Source organism: Streptomyces sp. NPDC051940 (assembly GCF_040680895.1).
Classification (GTDB): domain Bacteria; phylum Actinomycetota; class Actinomycetes; order Streptomycetales; family Streptomycetaceae; genus Streptomyces.
Window position 1 is genome coordinate 1 of record NZ_JBFAXR010000027.1, and the last position, 25,654, is coordinate 25,654.

The window sequence follows — 25,654 nt, forward strand, 5'->3', positions numbered from 1 at the left end:
GGAGCGACGAAGCGTGAGCTGTCCCTCACTCGCGCATATCCGGAGGCGCCGGCCCGGAAGCCCGCACCGCACCCAGCGCCGCGCCCTGGGGGGCAGAGCCCCCGAACCCCCGCCCAGCCCCCAGCGCGCAACCGCCCACCGGCCCCCACCCCCTCACCCCCTCCGAACCATCCCCCCCAACGCCCCCGGCACCTCGCTCACGTCGTCCACCAGTGCGATCCGGCGCTCCATCGACCGCCCCGCCGCCAGCGACCGCAGTAGCGGCCACACCGGGAGGTGGTCCGTCCAGTGGGCGCGGCCCACCAGCACCATCGGGCGGGGCTCGCCGCGTGAGCCGTAGTAGTTCGGGGTCGTCGCGTCGAAGACCTCCTGTACGGTGCCCGCCGCGCCGGGCAGGAACACCACGCCCGCCGTCGAGCGGGCCAGCAGGCCGTCCTCCCGTACCGCGTTCGCGAAGTACTTCGCGATGTGCCCCGCGAACGCGTTCGGCGGCTCGTGGCCGTAGAACCACGTCGGGATGCCCACCGAACCGCCCCCGCCCGGCCAGCGCTCCCGCACCTCGAATGCCGAGCGCGCCCAGGCCGTGACCGACGGCTCGAACGACGGGTCCTTCGCCAGCAGCCGCGCCGCCTCCGGCAGCATGCCGTCCTCGAACGGCGCCGCGTACGCCCCGAGGTTCGCCGCCTCCATCGCGCCCGGACCGCCGCCGGTGGCGATGGTGAAGCCGGTGCGGGTGAGCGTGCGGCCCAGCTCGGCCGCCGCCAGATAGCCGGAGCTGCCGCGGGCCAGCGCGTGGCCGCCCATCACCCCGACGACCTCGCAGCCGCGCAGGAACTCGTCCAGCGCGTTGGACATCGACTCGTCGTGCATCCCGCGCACCACCGCGCCGAAGATGTCGTGCTCCGCCTTCGTCCGCTGGAACCAGTCGTACGAACAGGCGTCCGGCGTCGCGGCGTAGTCCTCGTCCAGCCCGGCGTAGAGCTCGCCGGGGGAGTAGAGCGATCCCCGGTACGGGTCGAACGGCAGGTCCGGGATCACCGGGAAGACCAGCGCGCCCGCCTGCTGCAGCCGGAACTCCGCCTCCCACGGCATCGCGCAGCCCAGGAACACCGCGCCGTGCACGTCGGCCCCGAGCAGTATCCCGGTCCGCTCGGTCAGGTCGACGGACTGCACGCGGAAGCCGCTCAGCGGCAGTCCGGCGGCGACGGCCTGGTCGAATTCCTCGAGGGTCTCGATCTCGTACGGTGAGTGCGACACCCGTACACCGTAGGTCCCCGGCCCGCGCCGGCGCGAACACCCGCGCGGGTCCAGCCCCTTACCGCCCTCACCGCAGCGGCAGCGCCGCCAGCTGTGCCACCACGACCGCCAGCGGCAGGAACACCGCGGCCAGCGCCGCCACCCGCAGGGCGGCCGCCGCGCGCAGCGTGTTGCGGGACGTGCCGAGGCGCAGCAGCGCCGCCGTGGTGTCCCGGCGCGCACGACGCATCTCCAGGGCCGCCATCAGCGTCGTCGCCGCCGCGCACGCCACCACGATCAGCGCGCCCGTCGCCGCGATCGGCCCCAGCCGGCCGCCGTCCTCCGCAGCACGCAGCTGCGCCGCCACCAGCACCCCGGCGACGACCGCCGCGAGCGCTCCCAGCGGGCGGCCGATCCGCCGCGCCTCCTCCTGCAGGCCGCGGCCCGCGAGCAGCCGTACCGCGCCGGGCCGCAGAACGCACAGCGCCCGGCCCGCCAGATGCGCCAGGCCCGGACCGGCGAGCACCATGCCCAGCGCGATCAGTCCCCAACTGCCGAGCACCGCGGGCGGCACGTGCCCGAACCCGCCCGGCAGGGTGAGCGCGGCGGCCGTGTCCGTGGAGCGGCTCGCGTACGCCCCGATCGCCAGCCCGGTCGCCGCCATCGCCGCGCCCCAGGGGAGGTCCGACGGGGTCGGGAGGGCCAGCGGCTCGGCCCGGTCCGCCTCGGCGGCCGGGCGGGGAGCCGCCTTGGTGTGCGCCGGGCGCAGGCTGTACGCGCTGGCCGCCGCGGCCGCCACCGGCAGCGAGAAGAGCAGCGTCAGCGCCGCCGCGAGCGGCAGGGAGCCGCCGGCGCCCAGCATCCGGGCCGCCGCGCCGTCGAACGGCAGGCCGGCGATCTCGCCGCGGAGGTGGAGGAAGAGCAGCAGGGCGACCGAGCTGCCCAGCAGACAGGAGACGAGCGTGGACACGGCGGCCAGCAGCGGTACGTTCACGGGGCCGAAGGCCACCGCCGACATCCCCCGCGAGGGCCGGGCGTACGGGTCCGCCCGCGCCACCGCCACCGCGAAGTGCACCGCCGCGAGCATGGGCACGACGCACCAGAGCAGGAGCGGAACGGACGCCTTACCCAGCGCCGTGAGCAGCAGGAAGCCGACCCCGGCCGACGCGCACGCCACCAGCAGCCGGCGGAGCGTGACGGTCGAACCGGCGCCGCGGGCTAGACGGAGAGCGAGCACGACGCCCCCGAGGGATCGGCCGAGTACACCGGTACGGGCACCCCGGAGCTGCGCCGGCCGTCGACCAGCGCCACGGCGCGGTCCGCCAGTTCGACGGCCTCCGCCAGATGGCTGGCCAGCACCGCCGTCACCCCGTGCGACCGGCACGCGGCGACCAGCGTGCGCAGCACCTGCGCGCCCTCCGTGGAGTGCAGCGCGGCCGTCGGCTCGTCGGCGAACAGCACTGCCGGATCGTGTACGAGTGCGCGGGCGATCGCCACGCGCTGCGCCTGCGAGCGGTCCAGGGAGCGGGGGCGGGCCTTCGCCAGATCGCCGACGTCCAGGCGGTCCAGCCATTCGCAGGCCGCGCGCTTGGCGTGGCGGTGCGACTCGCCGGCGAGGAGGAGGGGGAGCGCGGCGTTCTCCCAGGCCCTGAGCTCGGGTACGAGCTGCGGTTCCGTGTCGATCCAGCCGAAGCGGGTGAGGCGCAGGCGCTCGCGCTTGGCGGTCGAGAGGGTGTGTACGGGCTGGCTGTTGAACCAGATCTCGCCCTGCTCGGGCGCGAGCTGGCCGGACAGGCAGCGCAGCAGCGTCGTCTTGCCGCTGCCTCGGGGGCCCGTGATCGCCAGGATCTCGCCCTCGGCGACGCCGATGGAGACCCCGTTCAGCGCGCGGGTCGCGCCGTGGGAGTAGTACAGGGTCCGGGACCACAGGACGTCGTTGTCGGGCGGAGCCATGTCGGACACCTCGGTCGCCTCGTCGTCGGACGGGGTCGCCGGACCTCGCCCCTCGACGGGGGAACGATCGAAGTCGTGTTGAGTCACTCGCACTCGGCGCACGATAGGCCTGCGGCGCTTGGGGGGTTGGGTGGTGGTCTGCGGCGCGCCGACTTATGCGCTCATACGGTCCACTGCGTGGGGCGGCTGGTCCTGTTGCGCTGCGGGGGCTTCGCCCCCGGGCCCCCGAATCGGCGCTTCGCGCCTCTGGCCTCAAACGCCGGCCGGGCTATATCGGCGCTGCGCGCCTCGGCCTCAAACGCCGGCCGGGCTGTTGTGCGTGGCTCGCCTCGGTCTCAAGCGCCAGTCGGGCTGTTGTGCGTGGCTCGCCTCGGTCTCAAGCGCCAGTCGGGCTGTTGTGTGCGGCTCGCCTCGGTCTCACATGCCGGGTTGTGGCTCTGGTTGTCCTTGGGGGACGCCGGGGTGGCGTCCCCCAAGGGGGTTTGCTACAGGAGCTTGGACGCGTCTGTCAGGACGTCGCGGAGGATCTGTTCGATCTCGTCGAACAGGGGCTGGTCCGCGATCAGCGGCGGGGCCAGCTGGACGACCGGGTCGCCGCGGTCGTCGGCGCGGCAGTAGAGGCCGTTCTCGAAGAGCTTCTTCGAGACGTGGCCGTACAGGATGCGCTCGCACTCCTCGTCCGTGAAGGACTCCTTCGTGGCCTTGTCCTTCACGAGCTCGATGCCGTAGAAGAAGCCGTTGCCGCGGACGTCGCCGACGATCGGGAGGTCGAGCAGCTTCGAGAGCGTGCCGTGGAAGGCCGCCTCGTTGTCCAGCACGTGCTGGTTGAGGCCCTCGCGCTCGAAGATGTCGAGGTTGGTGAGGGCCACCGCCGCGGAGACCGGGTGGCCGCCGAAGGTGTAGCCGTGCAGGAAGGCGTTGTCGCCCTTGTAGAAGGGCTCGGCGATCCGGTCGGAGACGATGCACGCGCCGATCGGCGAGTAGCCCGAGGTCATGCCCTTGGCACAGGTGATCATGTCCGGCACGTAGCCGAACTTGTCCGCGCCGAACATCGTGCCGAGGCGGCCGAAGGCGCAGATGACCTCGTCGGAGACCAGGAGCACGTTGTGCTGGTCGCAGATCTCGCGGACCCGCTGGAAGTACCCGGGCGGCGGCGGGAAGCAGCCGCCGGCGTTCTGCACCGGCTCCAGGAAGACCGCGGCGACGGTGTCGGGGCCCTCGAAGAGGATGGCCTCCTCGATCCGGTCGGCGGCCCAGCGGCCGTACGCCTCGGGGTCGTCGCCGTGGATCGGGGCGCGGTAGATGTTGGTGTTGGGCACCTTGTGCGCGCCGGGGACCAGCGGCTCGAAGGGCGCCTTGAGGGCGGGCAGGCCGGTGATGGACAGCGCGCCCTGCGGGGTGCCGTGGTAGGCGACCGCGCGGGAGATCACCTTGTACTTGCCGGGGTTGCCGGTGAGCTTGTGGTACTGCTTCGCCAGCTTCCACGCGGTCTCCACGGCCTCACCACCACCGGTGGTGAAGAAGACCTTGTTCAGGTCGCCGGGGGCGTGGTGCGCCAGCCGCTCGGCCAGCTCCACGGCCTTCGGGTGGGCGTACGACCAGACCGGGAAGAACGCGAGCTCCTGCGCCTGCTTGTACGCCGTCTCGGCCAGCTCGTGGCGCCCGTGGCCGGCGTTCACGACGAAGAGGCCGGCAAGGCCGTCGATGTAGCGCTTTCCGCCGGCGTCGTAGATGTGCGCGCCCTCGCCGCGGACGATTGTCGGTACGGGGTTGTTCTCGTACGACGACATCCGCGTGAAGTGCATCCAGAGGTGGTCGTAAGCGGTCCGGTTGAGGTCCTTGCTCACGGCTATCTTGCTCCCCATTGATAGGTCTGCTTGCGCAGCTTGAGGTAGACGAAACTCTCGGTCGAGCGGACGCCGGCCAGCAGGCGGATCCGCCTGATGACGTCCAGCAGCTCGTCGTCGTCCTCCACGACGACCTCGACGAGGACGTCGAAGCTGCCCGCGGTGAGGACCACGTAGTCCACCTCGGGCATCTTGGCGAGTGCGTCGGCGATCGGCTCGAGGTCGCCCTCGGCGTTGATGCCGACCATCGCCTGGCGGTGGTAACCGACGGTGAGAGGATCGGTGACCGCGACGATCTGCATCACGCCCTGCTCGATGAGCTTCTGGACACGCTGTCGCACGGCGGCTTCGGAGAGGCCCACGGCCTTGCCGATGGCCGCGTAGGGACGGCGGCCGTCCTCCTGCAGCTGTTCGATGATCGCGCGGGAGACGGCGTCCAGGGCCGAGGTGTTCTTGTCGCGAGTGGTCACGAGCGTCACTCTGCCTCACGGGCTGGTGCCCTGGCAAGGGTGGATGCGACTGAATCCGTTGTGTTGCGGCTCCGTTTCGATGGAATCCCTTGCGGGGGACATGGTTCGCTGACAATCTCGTGAGTGACGGAGGACACTCGGTGATACGTCGGCCCAGGCCGTGGGCTTTTCGGCGCAGGCCGGAGAATCTTCGGCCGCGAGGCGTATCAGCGGATGAATGTCCCAGGTTAGGGTGGGTTCACCGACATGGTTTCGATGACGATTCACAAGGAGGGGTGCAGTGACCACTGAGCTGCGCCGGCTGCGCAACTACATCGCCGGAGAGTTTCGGGATGCCGCCGACGGGCGGACCACCGAGGTGGTCGACCCCGCCACGGGTGAGGTGTACGCCACCGCCCCCCTGTCCCGTGAGGCGGACGTCGACGCGGCCATGGCCGCCGCGGCGGAGGCGTTCCCCGCCTGGCGTGACGCCACGCCCGGTGCGCGGCAGCTCGCCCTGCTGAAGATCGCCGACGCGATCGAGGCGCGGGGCGAGGAGCTGCTGGACGCCGAGTGCCAGGACACCGGCAAGCCGCGGGAGCTCACCGCTTCCGAGGAGCTGCCGGTCATGATCGACCAGATCCGCTTCTTCGCGGGCGCGGCGCGGATGCTCGAGGGCAAGTCCGCCGGCGAGTACATGGACGGCATGACGTCCTTCGTACGGCGTGAGCCCGTGGGTGTCTGCGCGCAGGTCGCGCCGTGGAACTACCCGATGATGATGGCCGTGTGGAAGTTCGCGCCGGCCCTCGCCGCGGGCAACACGGTCGTGCTGAAGCCGTCCGACACGACGCCGGCGTCCACGGTGCTGCTGGCCGAGATCCTCGGGTCCGTGCTGCCCAAGGGCGTCTTCAACGTGGTGTGCGGTGACCGCGACACGGGCCGCCTGATGGTCGAGCACTCCACCCCGGCGATGGCGTCCATCACCGGGTCGGTGCGCGCCGGCATCGAGGTCGCGGGGAGCGCCGCGAAGGACGTCAAGCGGGTGCACCTGGAGCTGGGCGGCAAGGCGCCGGTCATCGTCTTCGAGGACGCGGACATCGCCAAGGCCGTCGAGGACATCGCCGTCGCGGGCTACTTCAACGCGGGCCAGGACTGCACCGCGGCCACGCGCGTGCTGGTGCACGAGTCGGTGCACGACGAGTTCGTCGCCGCGCTGGCGAAGGCCGCCGCGGAGACGCAGACCGGCGCCGACGCGGACGACCCGCTGTACGGGCCGCTGAACAACGCGGGCCAGCTGGAGCGGGTCGCGGGCTTCATCGACCGGCTTCCGGCCAACGCGAAGGTCGAGGCGGGCGGTCACCGGGTCGGCGACAAGGGCTACTTCTACGCCCCGACCGTCGTGTCCGGTCTGAAGCAGGACGACGAGATCGTCCAGAACGAGGTCTTCGGCCCCGTCATCACCGTGCAGTCCTTCGCGGACGAGGCGCAGGCCACCCAGTGGGCGAACGGTGTGGAGTACGCGCTGGCCTCGTCCGTGTGGACGAAGGACCACGGGCGGGCGATGCGGATGTCGAAGGTGCTGGACTTCGGTTGTGTGTGGATCAACACGCACATTCCGCTGGTCGCGGAGATGCCGCACGGTGGCTTCAAGAAGTCGGGTTACGGCAAGGACCTGTCGGCGTACGGCTTCGACGACTACACGCGGATCAAGCACGTGATGACCGCCCTGTAGGGCGGTCGTCCCCTCAGCGGGGGTGGTTGCGGCCTGCGGCCGCGGCCGCCCTCGTTGTTGTTTGTACGGTGGCCCTCGCGCGGCGCGTTGTGCGGTGCGGTGCCGTCCGCGCGGGCGGTTGTGCGGTGTGGGCGGGTGCGTTGGTGGCGCGCCGCCCCCCGCGCCTTCGGCGCAGGGTTGATGTCCCGCCCACCCGCCCGTGCGCCGGTCTACGGGGTCACCGTGGCGGCGCTGGGGGTTGGCGGGCCTCGGGGGCGGTGTGTTCGCGGGGGCCTGCGCGCGGGTGCCCTGGCTGCGGTGGTCTGGTGCGCAAGGCGGTGCCCGCCTGCGCTTCGTGTCGGTGCGGGCTCGGGTGGAGGCGCCGGCGGTCACCCGGTTGGGCAGTCACGGGTGGTGTGTGGGTGGGGGCGATCCCCGCGCCGAAGGCGCCGGGCGGCGCCGGGCGCCCTGGCGCGCCCAGTGACCGGGCGCCCTGGCGCCCAGTGACCGGGCGCCCTGCGCACACTGCGTCCCAGGGTGCAAGCCCTGGCCGGAATAGGGTGTTCGGGGGTGTCCCGCTGGCTACGCTCGGTGGTAGGAGGTCGCGCGGAGGCGGAGGCGGTGGGGGCGGATGGCTTTCGGGGCGACGTGGCGGCGCAGCGGGCAACTGCCCGCCGAGGTGACCAGCTTCGTCGGACGCGCGGCCGAGCTGGCCGACCTGCGGGAGCTGCTCACCCGGGCCCGGATGGTCACCCTCGTCGGCCCCGGCGGCGTCGGCAAGACCCGGCTCGGGCTGCGCGGCGCCGCGCAGGCCGCGGCACGGTTCCCGGACGGCACGCACCTCGTCGAGCTCTCCGGCGTGAAGAGCAGCGATCTGCTGCCGCACGCCGTCTCCGAGGCCCTCGGGCTGCGCGAGCAGTCGGGGCGGCCGCAGGTCGACGCCGTCGTGGAGTACGTCGCCGACCGCCGGCTGCTGATCGTCCTGGACACCTGCGAGCACCTCGTCGACGCCTGCGCGCTGCTGGCCGACCTGCTGCTCCCGCAGGCGCCGGGGCTGACGATCCTCGCCACCAGCCGCCAGGCCCTCGACGTACCGGGCGAGCACGTCGTGCCCGTGGCGCCCCTCGCCGTACCGGGGGAGGACGACGGCGACTGCGAGGCCCTGGAGCTGTTCCTGCAGCGCGCCCGCGCCGCCGTGCCGGGGTTCGCGCTGCAGGAGGGCGACCGGGCGCGGGCGGCCGCCCTGTGCCGCCGGCTGGACGGCATCCCGCTGGCTGTCGAGCTGGCCGCCGTACGCCTGCGTGCCCTGTCGCTGGACCAGCTGGTGACCCGGCTCACCGACACGTTCGCCCTGCTCACCGGCTCCCGGATGACGACCCTCCCGCGGCACCAGACGCTGCTGACGACCATCGGCTGGAGCCACGAGCTGTGCGCCCCGCCCGAACGCCTGCTGTGGGCGCGGCTGTCCGTCTTCGCCGGGACCTTCGACCTCGCGGCGGTCGAATCCGTCTGCACGGACGACGAGTTGCCCGCCGCCTCGGTGCTGGACCAGCTCATCAGCCTGGTCGACAAGTCCGTCGTCCTGCGCGTCGGCGAGCGCGGCACGCGCTACCGCCTGCTCGACACCATCCGTGAGTACGGCGCGGAACGGCTCCGCGACGCAGGCGGCCCGGACGGGCTGCGGCGGCGGCACACCGCGTACTACGGCTCGCTCGTACGCGAGTTCGAGGCGCGGTTCGCCACCGCGGAGCAGCTGACGTACTACCGCTCGCTGCGCCCCGACGTCCAGGAGCTGCGCGCGGCGCTGGGGTACGCGGCCGGGACCGGCGAACTCCCGGCGATGGCCGGGGCGATGTGGCCGTACTGGCTGTGCTCGGGGCAGCCCACAGAGGCGAGGCACTGGCTGGCCCAGGCGCTCGAGGCCGCCCCGGAGCCCTCGGCCGGGCGGGCCAAGCTGCTGGCCTGGTACGCCGAGTTCCTCACCCAGCTCGGAGCGCACGGCGAGTCCGCGCGCCTGGCGCGCGAGGCGGGCGCGATGGCGCGCGCCCACGGCGACGAGTTCACGGCCGTCGTGGCGCGCAGCTTCGAGGGCGCCGCCCTCGGCTTCGGCGGCGACGCGGCCGCGGCGGGCGCGGTGTTCGAGGAGGTCCGTGACCCGCTGGAGCGGCTGGGAGCCCGTTACGAGCTGCAGTTGATGCTCACCCACTGGGGCGTCATCCGGCTGGCGGCGGACGCCGACGGCGCCCTCGCGGCGGCGGAGGAGCTGCGGGCCCTGATCGGCCGTACCAGCGAGGAGAGCTATCTGTACGGCTACTCCTGCCTGATCCGCGGCACGGCCCTGTTCCTGGCCGGGGATCTGCCGGGCGCCGGGGCGGAGCTGCGCCACGGGGTGGAGCTGCACGGGGCCCGGGAGGACGTCCTGGGGACCGCCAACACCATGGACTTCCTCGCCTGGGTCGCCGTCGGCGAGGGCCGGCACCGCCGTGCGGCCTGGCTGTTCGGCGCCGCGGACCGGTTGTTCGCGCTGCTGGGCAGGGAACGGTTCGCGGGCATCCGGAGCCTGCAGGCGCTGCGCGCCGAGGCGGTCGCCGCGGCCCGCGACGCCCTCGGCGCGCCCCGGTACGACACGCTGTACGAGCGGGGCGCCGCGCTCCCGTCGCCGCGCGCGGTGGAGAGCGCCGTGGCCGACCTGGACACGCCGCCGGCCGCCGCGGAGACCGGCGCCCCGCTGCCCGAACCGCGCACCGACGCGCTGACCCGCCGGGAGCGGGAGGTGGCGGCCCTCGTCGCGGAAGGACTGTCGAACCGGGCGATCGCCGAGCGGCTGGTGATCTCCAAGCGGACGGCCGACGCCCATGTCGAACACATCCTCGCCAAGCTCGGCTTCTCCTCCCGCTCGGAGATCGCCGCGCTGGTGTCCGGGCGCGGGGTGTCGGACGGGGCCCGCAACATCTGAACCAGACCTCCCAACTCCCGTCAACTGCAAGGGTGCAGCCCCCATGCAAACCACTCGCTCAGCGTGTGTCGATCGCTACGCTGGGGAAGGGCTCCAACGGGGCGCGGGCGGAGGTGTGCATGGGGTACGCGCGGGGCGGTCGGATTCCGGCGGACGTCACGAGCTTCGTCGGACGCGAGAGTGAACTGGCCGAGGTGCACGGCCTGGTGCGCAGAGCGCGGATGATCACCCTCGTCGGCCCCGGCGGCGTCGGGAAGACCCGCCTCGCGCTGCGCGCCGCGCGCGAACTGCGGGACGCGTACGCCGACGGCGTCCACCTCGTCGAGCTCTCGGGGCACTCCGACGCCGGGCTGCTGGCCAACGCCGTCTCCGAGGCGCTGGGGCTGCCCGAGCAGGCGGGGCGCCCGCAGATCGACGCGGTCGTGGAGCACGTCGCCGAGCGCGAGCTGCTGCTGGTCCTGGACACCTGCGAGCATCTGCTCGACGCCTGCGCGCTGCTCGCCGACCTGCTGCTGCCCCAGGCGCCGCGGCTCACCCTGCTCGCCACCAGCCGCCAGGCCCTCGACGTGCCCGGCGAGCACATCCTCCCCGTACCGCCGCTCACCCTGCCGGACCGGAGCGGGACGGGCTGCGAGGCGCTGACCCTCTTCGCGCAGCGCGCCGCCGCCGTCGTCCCCGGCTTCACCCTCACCGACGCGAACCGGGAGCAGGCGACGGCCCTGTGCCGCCGGCTGGACGGCATCCCGCTGGCCATCGAGCTGGCCGCCGTACGCCTGCGCGCCCTGCCGCTGGAGCAGCTCGTCGCCCGGCTGACGGACACGTTCGCGCTGCTCGACGGCGGGCGGATGACGACGCTGCCGCGGCACCAGACGCTGCGTACCACCATCGGGTGGAGCCACGAGCTGTGCAGCCCCGAGGAGCGGCTGCTGTGGGCACGGCTGTCGGTCTTCGCCGGCTCCTTCGACCTGGCCGCCGCGGAGGCGGTGTGCGCCGACGCGGAGCTGCCCGCGGGCTCGGTGCTGGAGCACCTCATCAGCCTGGTCGACAAGTCCGTCGTCCTGCGCGTCGGGGAGAACGGCACCCGCTACCGGCTGCTGGACACCATCCGCGAGTACGGCGCCGAATGGCTGTCCTCCGCCGGCGGCGGCGAGGCCGTACGGCTGCGGCACATCGCGCTGTACCGCTCGCGGCTCAGGCACCTCGTCGAGCGCTTCCTCACCCCCGAGCAGCTCACCCTGCACCGGGAGCTGGCCGCCGACCAGGAGAACCTGCGCGCGGCCCTCGGCTACGCCGCCGAGGCGGGCGGCGGCCGGCCACTGGCCCTCACGGCCGTGATGTGGGCGCACTGGACGCTGACCGGCAGCCCGGCGGAGGCGGTGCACTGGATGCGCCCCGCGCTGGCCGCGGACGCGGGGGCGCCCGCCGACCGCGTCGCCACGCTGGTCTGGTACTCGGCGTTCCAGACCGCGCTGGCCGCCGCCTCCGACGGCACCGGGGCCGCCGAGGAGGCGGTGCGGATCGCCGACGGCCTCGGCGACGACGGACTGCGCGCCGCCGCCTGCGCGGCCCTCGGCATCGCGCGCACCTACGCGGGCGACGCCCGCTCCGGCACCGCGCTGCTGCGGCAGGCCGACGAGCTGGCCCGGGCGTACGGCGATCCGCTGGTCCTCGCCAACACCTCGCTGCGGCTGAGCATCGTGCACCTGCACGCGCTGCGCCCGGACGAGGCGCTGGCGGCCTGCGACCGCACGATGGAGGTGCTGGGCGAGGGCAGCCCCGAGTCCTTCGTCCAGGCGTACTCCCTGAACGTCCGCGGCGTCGCCCACATGCTGCGCGGCGAGCTGCCCGAGGCCGGCCGTGCCCTGCGCCGCTGCGCGGAGCTGCACGGGCAGCGCGACGACGTGCACGGGCTGGCCAACGCGCTGTCCTACCTCGGCTGGATCACCGTACGCGAGGGCAGGCACCGGCGGGCCGCCTGGCTGTTCGGGGCGGCGGGCGCCCAGTGGGCGCTGGTCGGCCAGCGCATACTCGCTGGCAACCGGCTGCAGTTGCGCACCCACGAGTACCTGGTGTCCGCCGCCCGCGAGCACCTCGGCGAGCAGCGGTACGTCCAGCTCTACGCCCAGGGCGCCCGGCTGGACCTGGCGCGCGCCGTCGAGTTCGTCACGGGCGACGCGGACGCGCTGCCCGCCGACCAGCCGCCGGGCGCTCCGCGCGGCGCCTCGGGCGGCCGTACGGACGCGCTCACCCGCCGCGAACGCGAGGTGGCCGCGCTGGTCGCGCAGGGGCTGTCGAACCGGGAGATCGCGCAGCGGCTGGTGATCTCCAAGCGGACGGCGGACGCGCACGTCGAGCACATCCTGGCGAAGCTCGGGTTCTCCTCCCGGTCCGAGATCGCGGCGCTCGTGTCCCGCGACGGCGGGCTGGTCAGCCCGCCGGCGGGGCCGAACACCTGACCCTACGTACGTAACCCGCGGCCGTCCCCCGCGAAGGTACGTATACCGATTCCCGCCGGACACCGATGCCCGGGCACCGTCCGCGCCCCGATCGTGGCCTGTGGACGGATCACGGCCACGGAGGTTGGAGACCCCATGGGTGTCATCGGGCGCTGGGCGGAGTGCCAGGAACTCGACCGGCTGCTGCGCAGGGAGCGGCTGGTCGCCGTGGTCGGGCCCGGCGGGATCGGCAAGAGCGCGCTGGTGGCCGAGGTGGTGCGGCGGCTGGCCTGGCGGCCCGGGCCGCAGGTGCGCATGGTGGACTTCGCTCCCGTGTCCGATCCCGCGCTGGTGACGCGTTGGCTCTCGTACGCGCTGCGCGGCACCCGCGCGGCGGAGGGGGGCCGGCCGGTGCTGATCGTCGCGGAGACCTGCGACCGGGTCGCCGGGGCGGTCGCGGGCACGCTGACCCGGATGGTGGCGGAGAATCCCCGGCTGCACGCGGTGCTGACCAGCCGGGCGCCGGTGGACGTGCCGTCGCAGGTGGTGCTCGGGCCGCTGGAGTTCGAGGAGATCCTGCGGATCTTCCATCTCAACGCGCCCCGCCGGATCGACGACGAGGAGCCGGTGCGGGAGATCTGCGAGCTGCTGGACGGGCTGCCGCTCGCCGCGCGGGTCGTGGCCCAGCAGCTCACCCGGCGCACGGCGGAGGACCTGCTCGCGGAGCTGTCGCGGCCCGAGAACGGCCTGGTCATGGACGCCCCCGAGGGCAGCGGACCGGAGCGCCACCGCACCCTCGCCGACTCGCTGCGCTGGAGCCTGCGGCTGTGCACGGCCGACGAGCGGCTGCTGTGGGCGCGGGCCAGCGTCTTCCCCGGCACGTTCACCCGGGCCGGGGCCGCCGAGGTGTGCGCGGACGAGCGGCTGCCCGCCGCCGGTGTGGGACACGCCTTCGACGGGCTGCGGCGCAGGCAGTTCCTGGTGGGCCGGGGCGAGGCGGTCCGGATGACCCGCGACGTACGCGCCTTCGGCCGCCAGCGCCTCACGGCCCTCGGCGAGGAACGCGAGTTCCAACGCCGCTGCATCCAGTGGTCCCTCCACCCCGACACAGGCGGCGACGCCGCCCGCTGACCCCCTGTACGCCGCCGGGCGCGCGGCACCTCCGGCGGATTGCGCTGGAGGAAGGGGACGGGGCTCGGCCCGAGTCCCTGTGGGGCTCCTTCCCGCTGACCCTGCGGGGCAGGGTGGGTTGCTTGGGGGCTGCGGGTCGCCGCTGAGCCGCGTGTCGGGGGCGGGGTTCGGGGGCGCCGGGAGCGCCGTTACGGGGCGACTGGTGGGCCGTCCCGGGGTGTGACGCGGGCGCCGGGGCGGGTGGGGGCAACCGGATCCGTAGTGCCGTGGATCCACGGGGATGTGGGGGGTCGTAGGGGGAAGCCGGTTCCGGAAGGGTTGTTGGGCCTTCGATGCCAAGGCTCGTGGGCTCGCTCCAAGACTAAATTCGTCGCGTAACCAAAAGGAAACGACGGAATCCCTTGCCGGACGCCACTTCGCCTGTCAGGATCAGCCATCAACCCCGGCCGATACGACATCCCGGAGTGTTCATCCCATGGCACATCGCTTCGATGTGGAGGCACGCTTCTCAGCGGGCGCTCAGTACATCGGCGGCAGGCTCCGCGCAGGCAACGCAGGCCGTCCGCAGTCCGTCGTCGACCCGGCGACCGGCGAGGACGTCCTCAGCTACGAACTGGCCTCCCCGGCCGACGTGGACGAGGCCGTCGCGGCGGCGGCCGCCGCCTACCCCGGCTGGTCCGGCGCCACCCCCGGCGAGCGCTCCGACGCGCTGCACCGGCTGGCCGGCGTGCTCGCGGCACAGGCGGCGGACTTCGCGTACGCCGAATCGCTGCAGTGCGGCAAGCCGATCCGGCTGACCACCGAGTTCGACGTGCCGGGCACGATCGACAACACCGCCTTCTTCGCGGGCGCCGCCCGCCATCTGGAGGGCAAGGGCGCCGCCGAGTACAGCGGCGACCACACCTCGTACATCCGCCGCGAGCCGCTCGGCGTCATCGGTTCCATCGCGCCGTGGAACTACCCGCTGCAGATGGCCGCCTGGAAGATTCTCCCGGCCATCGCCGCGGGCAACACCATCGTGCTCAAGCCCTCCGAGCTCACCCCGCTCACCTCGCTGATGTTCGCCGAGGCGGCCAGCGAGGCCGGGATCCCCGACGGCGTCGTCAACGTCATCAGCGGGGCCGGCGCGGACGCCGGCGAGCGCCTGGTCGGCCACCCGGACGTGGTGATGACCTCCTTCACCGGCTCCACCGGCGTCGGCAAGCGCGTCGCCGAGATCGCCACCCGCACCGTCAAGCGGCTCCATCTGGAGCTGGGCGGCAAGGCCCCCTTCGTCGTCTTCGACGACGCCGACCTCGAGGCCGCCGTCCACGGCGCCGTGGCCGGCGCGCTGATCAACACCGGCCAGGACTGCACCGCCGCCACCCGCGCGTACGTGCAGCGCCCCCTGTACGACGCCTTCGTCGCCGGTGTCGCGGACCTGATGGCCGGCGTGCGCCTCGGCGACCCGATGGACCCGGCCACGGACCTCGGCCCGCTGATCTCGTACGCCCAGCGCGACCGCGTCGCCGCCTTCGTCGAGCGCGCCGCCGCCGCGGGCGCCCGGATCGTCACCGGCGGCCGTATCCCCGCGGACCTCAAGGGCGCGTACTACGAGCCCACCCTCGTCGCGGATGCCGCGCAGGACAGCGAGATCGTGCAGAGCGAGGTCTTCGGACCCGTGCTCGCCGTGCTGCCCTTCGACTCCGACGACGAGGGCCTGGCGCTGGCCAACGACACGGCGTACGGCCTCGCCGCCTCCGCCTGGACGCGCGACCTCTACCGCGCGAACCGGGCCACCCGAGAACTGAAGGCGGGCTGTGTGTGGGTCAACGACCACATCCCGATCATCAGCGAGATGCCGCACGGGGGCTACAAGGCCTCCGGCTACGGCAAGGACATGTCGTCGTACTCCTTCGAGGAATACACGCAGGTCAAGCATGTGATGCAGGACACAACGGGTGCCGCCCGCAAGGACTGGCACCGTACGATCTTCGCTCTCTGAGCGATCCGTTCCGCTCAGAGGTCTTCCGACGGGAACCCGACGGAAAACCCCTGGCCAGGACACCCCCCACGGCTCCTTGTCCCTCCCTCCCTGGAAGGCCGACCCCATGGATCTGTTCGCTGGACTGCCCGAGCCCCTCGCCAAGGCGTGGGAGCGCAGTCTCACGAGCGGCCGCGCCGCGAGTTCCCGCCGTCGTTTCCTCGCCGCCACCGGTGCGATAGCCGCCGGCACCGCCCTCGCGGGCTGCGGTATCCCCGGCACCGATGACAGCTCTGACAAGGGCGGTGCCACCAAGGAGAAGGGGAAGGACTACTCCAAGACGGAGAAGGAACTCAACTTCTCGAACTGGCCCCTCTACATCGACGTGGACGAGAAGGACGAGAACAAGCGTCCGACGCTCGACCGTTTCCAGCAGGAGACGGGCATCAAGGTCAAGTACACCGAGGACATCAACGACAACGTCGAGTTCTTCGGCAAGATCCAGCCGCAGCTGGCCGCCGGCCAGGACACCGGCCGCGACCTGATCGTCGTCACCGACTGGATGGCCGGCCGCTTCATCAACTCCGGCTGGGCGCTGGAGATCGACCAGGCGAACACGCCGAACGTCCAGGCCAACATGGACCCCCGGTTCCTCGCCGCCGCGCACGACCGGGGCCGCCGTTACACCGCCCCGTGGACGGGTCTGTCCACGGTGATCGCGTACAACAAGAAGGCCACCAACGGCAAGAAGGTCGAGAGCGTCACCCAGCTGCTGAGCGACTCCTCCCTCAAGGGCAAGGTCGCGCTGCTCACCGAGATGCGCGACACCATCGGCATGACGATGCTCGACCTCGGCAAGGACACCGCGTCCTTCACCGACGACGACTTCGACGCCGCGCTCGCCGCCGTGCAGAAGGCGGTCGACTCCAAGCAGATCCGCCGCTTCACCGGCAACGACTACATCGAGGAGCTCTCCAAGGGCGACATCGGCGCGTGCCTGGCCTGGGCCGGCGACGTCGTGCAGATGCAGGCGGAGAACGAGGACATCGAGTTCGTCATCCCGGAGAAGGGCTACCTCTACTCCACCGACGACATGCTGATCCCGGTCAAGGCCCGCCACAAGGCGAACGCCGAGGCCCTGATCAACTTCTACTACGACCCCAAGAACGCGGCCGAGGCCGCCGCCTGGATCAACTACATCTGCCCGCTGTCGGCGGACAAGGTCGTTCCGGAGCTGAAGAAGATCGACGAGGCGCTCGCCTCCGACCCGCTGATCGTCCCCGACGAGGCGATGATCTCCAAGGGTCATGTGTTCATGAACCTCGCCGAGGACAAGGCGTCCGGGTACGAGGACAAATTCGCGAAGCTGATCGGGGCCTGATACATGGCTGCCAGCACCAGGGCCGGTGTCACCCTCACCGGCATCAGCAAGACCTTCGGCGACTTCACCGCCGTACAGCCGCTCGACCTGACCATCCCGCAGGGCTCCTTCTTCGCCCTGCTGGGGGCCTCCGGCTGCGGTAAGACCACCACCCTGCGCATGATCGCCGGGCTGGAGCAGCCGACCACCGGGCGGGTCGTGCTCGGGGAGCGGGACGTCACCGCGCTGCCGCCGCACAAGCGGCCGGTCAACACGGTGTTCCAGAGCTACGCGCTCTTCCCGCACCTCGACGTGTTCGACAACGTGGGCTTCGGCCTGCGCCGCCGCGGCGTCAAGTCCGTGAAGAAGCAGGTGGAGGAGGTGCTGGAGCTCGTCGAGCTCGGGCACCTCGCCCGCCGCCGGCCCAGCCAGCTCTCCGGCGGCCAGCAGCAGCGCGTGGCGCTCGCCCGCGCGGTCGTCAACCGGCCCGAGGTGCTGCTGCTCGACGAGCCGCTCGGCGCCCTGGACCTCAAGCTGCGCCGCCAGATGCAGCTGGAGCTCAAGCGCATCCAGACCGAGGTCGGCATCACCTTCGTGCACGTCACGCACGACCAGGAGGAGGCCATGACCATGGCCGACACCATCGCGGTGATGAACGCCGGCCAGGTCGAGCAGCTGGGCGCGCCGGTGGAGCTGTACGAGAACCCGAAGACGGCGTTCGTCGCCAACTTCCTCGGCCAGTCCAACCTGATCGCCGCCGAGATAGCCGGCACCGGCGGGTCCGACCTGCTGCTGCGGGTCGGCGACGCCAAGCTGACCCTGCCCCGGGCCCGTACCCACGCGGGCTCCACCGCCGTCGGCGCCAGGGTCCTCGCGGGCATCCGCCCGGAGAAGATCGCCATGGTGGCGCGGAGCGAGGAGGCGGGCATCCCCGCCGGCCGCAACCGGCTCACCGGCACGGTCGTCGACACCTCCTTCACCGGTGTCTCCACGCAGTACGTCGTGAACAGCCCCTGGTGCCCCGAGCTGGCCGTCTTCGCCCAGAACGTGGAGCGCGACCGCTTCGCCCCGGGCACCGAGGTCGTCCTGCACTGGGACCCGGAGCACACCTTCGGCCTCGACGGACACCAGGACATCGACGCCGGTACGGGGGAGGGCGCGCTGTGACGGCCGTCGCCACCCCGGTGACGCCCGCGGCCGGGGCCGGGGCGGAACCGCCGCCGGCCCGGCGCCGGGGACTCACCCCGTACCTCCTGCTGCTGCCGGCGATGCTGTGGCTCGCGGTGTTCTTCGCCGCCCCGCTCTTCTACCAGGCCTCCACCTCGGTGCAGTCCGGGTCGATCGAGAAGGGCTTCGAGATCACCTGGGAGTGGTCGAACTACACGAACGCCCTCAGCGAGTACGGCGAGCACTTCCTGCGCTCCTTCGGGTACGCGGCGATCGCCACCCTGCTGTGCCTGGTCATCGCCTACCCGCTGGCGTACACCATCGCCTTCCGGGCGGGGCGCTGGCGGCACGTGATGCTGGTGCTGGTGATCGCGCCGTTCTTCACCAGCTTCCTGATCCGCACGCTGGCCTGGAAGACGATCCTGTCCGACTCCGGTCCGCTGGTGTCGACCCTGGACACGCTGCACATCCTGGACTTCACCAGCACGCTCGGCATGACGACCGGCGACCGGGTGCTGGCCACGCCACTGGCGGTGGTCTGCGGTCTGACGTACAACTTCCTGCCCTTCATGATCCTGCCCCTGTACACCTCGCTGGAGCGGATCGACCCGAAGCTGATGGAAGCGTCCCAGGACCTGTACGCCAACCCGGCCACGACCTTCCGCAAGGTCACCTTCCCGCTGTCGCTCCCCGGTGTGGTGGCGGGCACGCTGCTCACCTTCATCCCGGCGTCCGGTGACTACATCAACGCGCAGCTGCTGGGATCGCCGAGCGAGCAGATGGTCGGCAACGCCATCCAGAAACAGTTCCTCAACGTGCGCGACTACCCAACCGCCGCGGCGATGTCGTTCGTACTGATGGCGGCGATCCTGGTCATGGTCACCGTGTACCTGCGCAAGGCCGGAACGGAGGAGGTCGTCTGATGCGCTGGATACGACGCAACCTCGTGGTCCTTGCCGGCCTGCTGGCCCTCGGTTATCTGCTGCTGCCGAACCTCGTGGTGCTGCTGTTCTCGTTCAACAACCCCGTGGGCAAGTACAACTACGAGTGGAACGAGTTCTCCACCGAGGCGTGGCAGAAGCCCTGCGGTGTCTCCGACATCTGCACCTCGGTGAACCTCAGCCTGCAGATCGCGGTGTACGCCACGATCGGCGCCACGGTGCTCGGTACGGCCGCCGCGTTCGCGCTGGGCCGCTACCGGTTCCGGCTCAAGGGTGCGGCCAACGGGATGATCTTCCTGCCGATGGCCATGCCGGAGGTCGTGATGGCGGCCTCGCTCGGCACGCTGTTCCTCAACATGCGCTTCGAGTTCGGCTTCGCCACCATCCTGATCGCCCACATCATGTTCTGCCTCAGCTTCGTGGTGGTCGCGGTCAAGGCGCGGGTCATGAGCATGGACCCGCGGCTGGAGGAGGCCGCGCGGGACCTGTACGCGGGTCCGCTGCAGACGTTCCTGCGGGTCACGCTGCCGCTGGCGGCGCCGGGCATCGCGGCCGGCGCGATGCTCAGCTTCGCGATCTCGCTGGACGACTTCATCATCACGCAGTTCAACTCGGGACCGTCCACGGTCACCTTCCCGATGTTCGTCTGGGGTGCCTCCCAGCGCGGCATCCCGGTCCAGGTGAACGTGATCGGCTCGGCGATGCTCCTCATCGCCGTCGCCCTGGTCCTGGGCGCCCAGCTGATCGGAGGGCGCAAGAAGGCACGGGCGTGACGCCACGCCCGTGACGCACCACAGCACCACCGCACCACCACAACACCGACACCCAAGGGTCGTGAAAGAGATGGATCCTGCCCGGTCGCTCGCTGACGCGAAGCCCACGCCGTACTGGCTGGAAGACCCCGGCAGGCCCGCCGCGCAGCCCGCGCTGGCCGGCGACGAGGAGGCGGACCTCCTCGTCGTCGGCGGCGGATACAGCGGACTGTGGACGGCGCTGATCGCCAAGGAACGCGACCCCGGCCGGGACGTCGTCCTCGTCGAGGGCCGCGAGGCCGGCTGGGCCGCCTCCGGCCGCAACGGCGGTTTCTGCGCCGCCTCCCTCACCCACGGGCTGGGCAACGGCCTGGCCCGCTGGCCGGGCGAGCTGGCGAAGCTCGAGGAGCTGGGCGCCCGCAACCTCGACGCGATCGGGGAGGCCGTCGCCCGCCACGGCATCGACTGCGACTACGAGCGCACCGGCGACATGACCGTGGCCACCGAGCCGTACCAGGTCGACGGGCTGCGCGAGTTCGCCGCCGAGGCGAAGGAGCACGGCCTGGACGCGGGGGAGTGGCTGGACGCCGACGCCCTGCGGGCGGAGGTCGACTCGCCGCGCTTCCTGGGCGGCCTGTGGGACCGCGAGGGCGTCGCCATGGTCAACCCGGCGAAGCTCGCGTGGGGCCTGAAGCAGGCGTGCCTGGACTCAGGGGTCCGCGTCTACGAGAACACCCCCGCGACCGCCCTCGCCGAGACCGCCGCGGGTATGGCGGTGCGCACGCCCTACGGCCGGGTCCGCGCGCGCCGGGTGGCGCTGGGCACCAACGCCTTCCCGAACCTGGTCCGGCGGGTGCGCCCGTACATCGTCCCCGTCTGGGACTACGCGCTGATGACCGAGCCGCTCAGCGCGGACCAGCTGGCCGCGGTCGGCTGGAAGAACCGGCAGGGGCTGTCCGACAGCGCCAACCAGTTCCACTACTTCCGGATCACCCCCGACCACCGCATCCTGTGGGGCGGCTACGACGCCGTGCACCACTTCGGCGGACGCGTCCGGGCCGAGTACGAGACCCGGCCGGAGACGCAGCTGAAGCTGGCCGAGCACTTCTTCCAGACCTTCCCGCAGCTGGACGGCCTGCGCTTCACCCACGCCTGGGGCGGCGCGATCGACACCTGCTCGCGCTTCTCGGCGTTCTTCGGCACCGCCCACAAGGGCAAGGTGGCGTACGCCGCGGGCTACACGGGTCTGGGCGTCGGCTCCACACGCTTCGGGGCCGAGGTCATGCTCGACCTGCTGGCGGGGGAGCGCACGGAGCGCACCGAGCTGGAGATGGTGCGCAAGAAGCCGCTGCCGTTCCCGCCGGAGCCGTTCGCGTGGGCCGGGATCGGCCTCACCCGCTGGTCGCTGGCGCGGGCCGACGCCCGCGAGGGCCGGCGCAACCTGTGGCTCAAGGCCCTGGACCGGGTCGGTCTGGGCTTCGACTCCTGACACCGTCTTCCTTCGCTCTAGGGACACCTCATGCGCATCCTTCTCGTCGGCGCCGGCGGCGTCGGCACCGCGGTCACCCGTATAGCCGCGCGGCGTGACTTCTTCGAGGCGATGGTCGTCGCCGACTACGACCTCGCCCGCGCCGAGGCGGCCGTCGCCGCCGTCGGCGACGCCCGCTTCACCGCCGCCCGCGTCGACGCCTCCGACCGCGCCGCGGTCGCCGCGCTGCTGCGCGAGCACCGCTGCGACCACCTGCTCAACGCCACCGACCCGCGCTTCGTGATGCCGCTGTTCGAGGCGTCGTACGACGCGGGCGCCCACTACCTCGACATGGCGATGTCCCTGTCCCGGCCGCACCCCGCGCGGCCGTACGAGGAGTGCGGGGTCAAGCTCGGCGACGAGCAGTTCGCCGCCGCGGCCGACTGGGAGGGCAAGGGCCTCCTCGCGCTGGCCGGTATCGGCGTCGAGCCGGGCCTGTCGGACATTTTCGCCCGGTACGCCGCGGACGAGCTCTTCGACGAGATCGAGGAGATCGGCGTCCGCGACGGCGCCAACCTCACCGTCGACGGCTACGACTTCGCGCCGTCCTTCTCCATCTGGACGACGATCGAGGAGTGCCTCAACCCGCCGGTCGTCTGGGAGAAGGACAAGGGCTGGTTCACCACCGCCCCCTTCTCCGAGCCCGAGGTCTTCGACTTCCCCGAGGGCATCGGCCCGGTGGAGTGCGTGAACGTCGAGCACGAGGAGGTGCTGCTGATCCCGCGCTGGGTGGACGCCAGGCGGGTCACGTTCAAGTACGGCCTGGGCGACGAGTTCATCGAGGTCCTGAAGACCCTGCACAAGCTGGGCCTGGACCGCACCGACCCGGTCGCCGTGCGCGACGTGAAGGTCTCCCCGCGCGACGTCGTGGCCGCGTGCCTGCCCGACCCGGCGACGCTCGGCGACCGGATGCACGGCAAGACCTGCGCCGGCACCTGGGTGAAGGGCGTGAAGGACGGGGCACCGCGCGAGGTGTACCTGTACCACGTGGTTGACAACCAGGAGACGATGCGCGAGTACGGCAGCCAGGCCGTCGTCTGGCAGACGGCGATCAACCCGGTGGTGGCCCTGGAACTCCTCGCGTCCGGCGCCTGGTCGGGCCGGGGCGTGCTCGGCCCGGAGGCCCTGCCCCCGAAGCCGTTCCTGGACCTGCTGACGGCGTACGGGTCGCCGTGGGGGCTGCGGGAGCAGTAGTGCCCGTGCGCTAGCCGAGGACCTTGCGCAGGGTCGCGACGCGGTTCGTGGTGATGGAGTCGACGCCCATCGCCGCGAGCCGCCGCATGTTGCGCGGCCAGTCGACCGTCCAGGCGGAGACGCGGTACCCGTTGTCGTGCGCGTGGCGCACGACGTCCGGGGTGATCAGGCCGAAGCGGTAGTTCAGCCAGCGCGGCGCCAGTTCGGCCAGCAGCGGCGGGCGGTACACCGCCCAGCTCTTGCAGGGGATCGCCGTCTCCGCCGCGGGGTCCGCCCGCTTCACGGCGAGCATGGCGCTGGTGCTGCCGCAGTAGTACACGCGGTCGCCCGCCCCGCACTCCGCCACCTCGGTGGCGGTGGGCGCGGCGGCGGCGACCTCGGGCAGATCGATGAAGGAGCGCACCCCGGGCGGGGCCGTCGACATCAGGTTCAGCGCCTCGCGCAGCGTCGGCACCCGCCCCCCGGTCAGCCGCTCCATCTCGACGAACGTGAGCGAGGCCAGGGGCACGTCGTGCCCCCAGATCCGCTTCAGCGTCGCGTCGTGCAGCAGTACGGGGACGCCGTCGCGCGTCATGCGTACGTCGAACTCGACGGCGTCCGCACCCGCCGCGAGCGCGGCGCGCAGGGCGGGCAGGGTGTTCTCGGGGGCGGCGTACGGGTCGCCGCGATGCGCTACCGCGATGGTGTCCACGAGGTCAGGTAATCATCGATCTCGGCCGTCAGCCGGGCCTTTGCGGCGGTGTCGAGGAAGGACGCCTCGACGGCGTTCTTCGCCAGACCCGCCACGCCCGCCTCGTCGAGGTCCAGCAGCCGGGCGGCGACCGCGTACTCCTTGTTGAGGTCCGTGCCGAACATCGGCGGGTCGTCGCTGTTGACCGTCACCGGCACCCCGGCGTCCACGAACGCCCTGATCGGGTGCTCCTCCAGCACCCGCACCGCCCGGGTGGCGATGTTCGACGTGGGGCAGACCTCCAGCGCGATCCGGTTCTCGGCGAGGTACGCCAGCAGCTCGGGGTCCTGCGCCGAGCTGGTGCCGTGCCCGATGCGCTCGGCGCCCAGTTCGCGGATCGCGTCCCACACCGTCTGCGGGCCCGTGGTCTCGCCGGCGTGCGGCACGCTGTGCAGTCCGGCGGCGCGGGCGCGGTCGAAGTACGGCTTGAACTGCGGCCGCGGCACGCCGATCTCCGGTCCGCCCAGGCCGAACGACACCAGTCCGTCGCAGCCCAGGTCCAGCGCGATCCGCGCGGTCTCCTCGGCGGACCGCAGGCCCGCCTCGCCGGGGATGTCGAAGCACCAGCGCAGCACCACGCCCAGCTCGGACTCGGCGGACTTGCGCGCGTCCTCGATGGCCTCCAGGAACGCCAGGTCCGGGATGCCCCGGCGGACGGAGGAGAAGGGGGTGACGGTCAGCTCGGCGTAGCGGATGTTCTGCCGCGCCATGTCGCGGGCCACCTCGTACGTCAGCAGCCGCACGTCCTCGTCGTCGCGCACCAGGTCGACGCAGGCGAGGTAGACCTCGATGAAGTGGGCGAAGTCCTTGAAGGTGAAGAACTCCTTCAGGGCCTCCGGGTCCTGGGGCACCGGGGAGTCCGGGTGGCGCGCGGCCAGCTCGGCCACGATGCGCGGGGACGCGGAGCCGACGTGGTGGACGTGCAGTTCCGCCTTCGGCAGTCCGGCGATGAACGACTCGAGCACGGCGGGCACCCCTTGCGTTTGCGGCTTCGGTGATCACCGCCATGGTAGAGCGCACGGGTGGGCGCGTACGGTCGTACCCCCCGCGCACCGGCGTACCCCCGCGCACCGGCGTACCCCCGCGCGGGGGTACGACCGTACGCTGGGGGCGTCGACCAGGAGGATCCGTTGAGCAGCGAGCAGCCGAGCGAGGAGAACGTCTCCTTGTCCAAGGAGATACCGGCGTCCGGGGACGCCCCGGCACCTGTGGGGGCTCCGGCACCCCAGGACCCGCCGGCACCCCAGGACCCGCCGGCACCGCTGGGCGCCGTGCCGCCCGCGCGCCCGGAGTACGAGGTGCCCCCCGTGCCGCTCGCCCCCGACCGGCAGGGCCCGCGGCAGCCCGCCGACCAGCCGCCGGCCGGCCCGTACCCGCAGCCGGGCGCCGGCGCCTTCCCGCAGCAGGGACCCGGTCCGTTCCCCCACCCGGGCCCCGGCCCGTACCCCCAGCAGGGACCCGGCCCGTACCCGCAGCAGGGCCCGGGCCCGTACCCGCAGCCCTACCCGTACCCGGGCGGCCCGCAGCCCGGCGGCCCGTACGCGCCGTACCCCTACCCGTGGATGCAGCTGCCGCCCGCCCCGCAGAACGGCATCGGCACCGCGGCCATGATCGTCGGCATCGTCGGCGTGGTGCTGTCGATCTTCCTGATCGGTCTGCCCCTCGGCATCCTGGCGCTGATCTTCGGCATCGTGGGCCTGCGCCGCGCCCGCCGCGGCCAGGCCACCAACAAGGGCCAGGCGATCAGCGGCGTCGTGCTCGGCCCGATCGCGCTCCTGGTCTCGGCCGCGGTGCTCGTCCTCCTCGTCTACGGCTTCAGCGAGAACTTCAGCACCATCCAGCCCGACACCACCTCGTCCCAGCCCTTCGGCGAGACCGTCACGTACGACGACGGGGTCGAGGTCACGGTGACGGAGGAGCTGCGGTCCGAGGACGCGCTCGTCGTCCAGGTCAGCGTCCACAACGAGACCGGCTTCTCGGTCAGCCTCTCCCAGGCCGAGGTGTACGCGTACGACACCGACGACCCCAGCGACCTGCTCGGCACGGACGACACCGACGGCCTGCCGTCGCAGGTGTCGGACGACGAGACCGTCACCGGCACCTACGTCTTCGATCTGCCCTCCGACGTGGGCGAGGTCGAGATCGAGCTGGCTCCGGGCGTGGCGTACGACTACGCGTACTGGACGACGGACGCCGCCGCGGCCGACGGCGTCCAGCAGTCCGCGCTGACCCCCGCGCGCCCCGGGTACGCCCCCGCGTACGCCTGATCCGGGCCGTGTGACGCACGCCACCGGGGGATTT

19 protein-coding genes are annotated in these 25,654 nt (G+C 72.3%); 12 read left to right on the plus strand and 7 right to left on the minus strand.

The genetic code is table 11. The features are described 5' to 3' along the window. Positions 1 to 153: 153 nt before the first annotated feature. The 5 genes from AB0M28_RS13720 to AB0M28_RS13740 all read right to left on the minus strand — a co-directional run bounded on the left by AB0M28_RS13720 (position 154) and on the right by AB0M28_RS13740 (position 5,506). Positions 154 to 1,257 carry an LOG family protein gene (locus AB0M28_RS13720; RefSeq protein ID WP_365402790.1) on the minus strand — a complete coding sequence of 368 codons (1,104 nt, stop codon included), beginning with the start codon at positions 1,255 to 1,257 and terminating at the stop codon, positions 154 to 156. A 67-nt stretch (positions 1,258 to 1,324) separates the two neighbouring features. Continuing rightward, entirely contained in the window at positions 1,325 to 2,473 is a 1,149-nt protein-coding gene (locus AB0M28_RS13725) for a hypothetical protein (RefSeq protein WP_365402793.1), read from the minus strand. Continuing rightward, on the minus strand, positions 2,455 to 3,189 hold the full coding sequence (locus tag AB0M28_RS13730; protein ID WP_365402796.1) for an ATP-binding cassette domain-containing protein: 735 nt from the start codon (positions 3,187 to 3,189) through the stop codon (positions 2,455 to 2,457). Before AB0M28_RS13730 ends, AB0M28_RS13725 begins: the two co-directional genes overlap by 19 nt. Positions 3,190 to 3,674: 485 nt before the next feature. Continuing rightward, positions 3,675 to 5,054, minus strand: a complete 1,380-nt coding sequence (locus AB0M28_RS13735; RefSeq protein ID WP_365402799.1) for an aspartate aminotransferase family protein — start codon at positions 5,052 to 5,054, stop codon at positions 3,675 to 3,677. After that, positions 5,039 to 5,506 (minus strand): Lrp/AsnC family transcriptional regulator, encoded by a 468-nt coding sequence (locus AB0M28_RS13740; protein WP_365402802.1) that lies wholly within the window; start codon positions 5,504 to 5,506, stop codon positions 5,039 to 5,041. Before AB0M28_RS13740 ends, AB0M28_RS13735 begins: the two co-directional genes overlap by 16 nt. 280 nt (positions 5,507 to 5,786) lie before the next feature. Here AB0M28_RS13740 and AB0M28_RS13745 point away from each other — a divergent pair, with 280 nt between their 5' ends. The 11 genes from AB0M28_RS13745 to AB0M28_RS13795 all read left to right on the plus strand — a co-directional run bounded on the left by AB0M28_RS13745 (position 5,787) and on the right by AB0M28_RS13795 (position 22,623). Then, a complete protein-coding gene (locus AB0M28_RS13745; protein WP_365402805.1) occupies positions 5,787 to 7,217 on the plus strand; it encodes a gamma-aminobutyraldehyde dehydrogenase in 1,431 nt (476 codons plus the stop codon). Between the two features lie 610 nt (positions 7,218 to 7,827). Beyond that, the gene (locus AB0M28_RS13750) at positions 7,828 to 10,152 is read left to right on the plus strand and encodes a LuxR C-terminal-related transcriptional regulator (RefSeq protein ID WP_365402808.1); all 2,325 of its coding nucleotides are present in this window, start codon (positions 7,828 to 7,830) and stop codon (positions 10,150 to 10,152) included. A 65-nt stretch (positions 10,153 to 10,217) separates the two neighbouring features. Continuing rightward, the gene (locus AB0M28_RS13755) at positions 10,218 to 12,608 is read left to right on the plus strand and encodes a LuxR C-terminal-related transcriptional regulator (RefSeq protein WP_365402811.1); all 2,391 of its coding nucleotides are present in this window, start codon (positions 10,218 to 10,220) and stop codon (positions 12,606 to 12,608) included. A gap of 135 nt (positions 12,609 to 12,743) precedes the next feature. Next, positions 12,744 to 13,718 carry a hypothetical protein gene (locus AB0M28_RS13760; RefSeq protein ID WP_365402814.1) on the plus strand — a complete coding sequence of 325 codons (975 nt, stop codon included), beginning with the start codon at positions 12,744 to 12,746 and terminating at the stop codon, positions 13,716 to 13,718. Positions 13,719 to 14,193: 475 nt separating this feature from the next. Further along, a complete protein-coding gene (locus tag AB0M28_RS13765; RefSeq protein WP_365402817.1) occupies positions 14,194 to 15,702 on the plus strand; it encodes a gamma-aminobutyraldehyde dehydrogenase in 1,509 nt (502 codons plus the stop codon). A gap of 106 nt (positions 15,703 to 15,808) precedes the next feature. Continuing rightward, positions 15,809 to 17,062: a spermidine/putrescine ABC transporter substrate-binding protein gene (locus tag AB0M28_RS13770; protein ID WP_365402820.1), complete on the plus strand. Its 1,254-nt coding sequence runs from the start codon at positions 15,809 to 15,811 to the stop codon at positions 17,060 to 17,062. A gap of 3 nt (positions 17,063 to 17,065) precedes the next feature. Next, entirely contained in the window at positions 17,066 to 18,208 is a 1,143-nt protein-coding gene (locus AB0M28_RS13775; protein WP_365402823.1) for an ABC transporter ATP-binding protein, read from the plus strand. After that, complete coding sequence (locus AB0M28_RS13780) at positions 18,205 to 19,131, plus strand: ABC transporter permease (RefSeq protein ID WP_365402826.1); 927 nt, start codon at positions 18,205 to 18,207, stop codon at positions 19,129 to 19,131. Before AB0M28_RS13775 ends, AB0M28_RS13780 begins: the two co-directional genes overlap by 4 nt. Further along, positions 19,131 to 19,922: an ABC transporter permease gene (locus AB0M28_RS13785; protein ID WP_365402829.1), complete on the plus strand. Its 792-nt coding sequence runs from the start codon at positions 19,131 to 19,133 to the stop codon at positions 19,920 to 19,922. Before AB0M28_RS13780 ends, AB0M28_RS13785 begins: the two co-directional genes overlap by 1 nt. Before the next feature lie 70 nt (positions 19,923 to 19,992). Continuing rightward, positions 19,993 to 21,390, plus strand: coding sequence for an FAD-dependent oxidoreductase (locus tag AB0M28_RS13790; RefSeq protein ID WP_365402832.1), 1,398 nt, complete (start codon positions 19,993 to 19,995; stop codon positions 21,388 to 21,390). Positions 21,391 to 21,420: 30 nt separating this feature from the next. Further along, positions 21,421 to 22,623 (plus strand): saccharopine dehydrogenase C-terminal domain-containing protein, encoded by a 1,203-nt coding sequence (locus tag AB0M28_RS13795; RefSeq protein WP_365402836.1) that lies wholly within the window; start codon positions 21,421 to 21,423, stop codon positions 22,621 to 22,623. A gap of 10 nt (positions 22,624 to 22,633) precedes the next feature. On the opposite strand, the gene AB0M28_RS13800 is transcribed toward AB0M28_RS13795, so the two are convergent. Both AB0M28_RS13800 and AB0M28_RS13805 read right to left on the minus strand, forming a co-directional pair. Next, positions 22,634 to 23,314, minus strand: a complete 681-nt coding sequence (locus AB0M28_RS13800; protein WP_365402839.1) for a glycerophosphodiester phosphodiesterase — start codon at positions 23,312 to 23,314, stop codon at positions 22,634 to 22,636. Further along, positions 23,296 to 24,318, minus strand: coding sequence for an adenosine deaminase (locus AB0M28_RS13805; RefSeq protein ID WP_365402842.1), 1,023 nt, complete (start codon positions 24,316 to 24,318; stop codon positions 23,296 to 23,298). The genes AB0M28_RS13800 and AB0M28_RS13805 overlap by 19 nt, the downstream gene beginning before the upstream one ends. A gap of 165 nt (positions 24,319 to 24,483) precedes the next feature. On the opposite strand from AB0M28_RS13805, the gene AB0M28_RS13810 reads away from it, so the two are divergent. Continuing rightward, positions 24,484 to 25,620, plus strand: a complete 1,137-nt coding sequence (locus AB0M28_RS13810; RefSeq protein ID WP_365402845.1) for a DUF4190 domain-containing protein — start codon at positions 24,484 to 24,486, stop codon at positions 25,618 to 25,620. Positions 25,621 to 25,654: the final 34 nt, after the last annotated feature.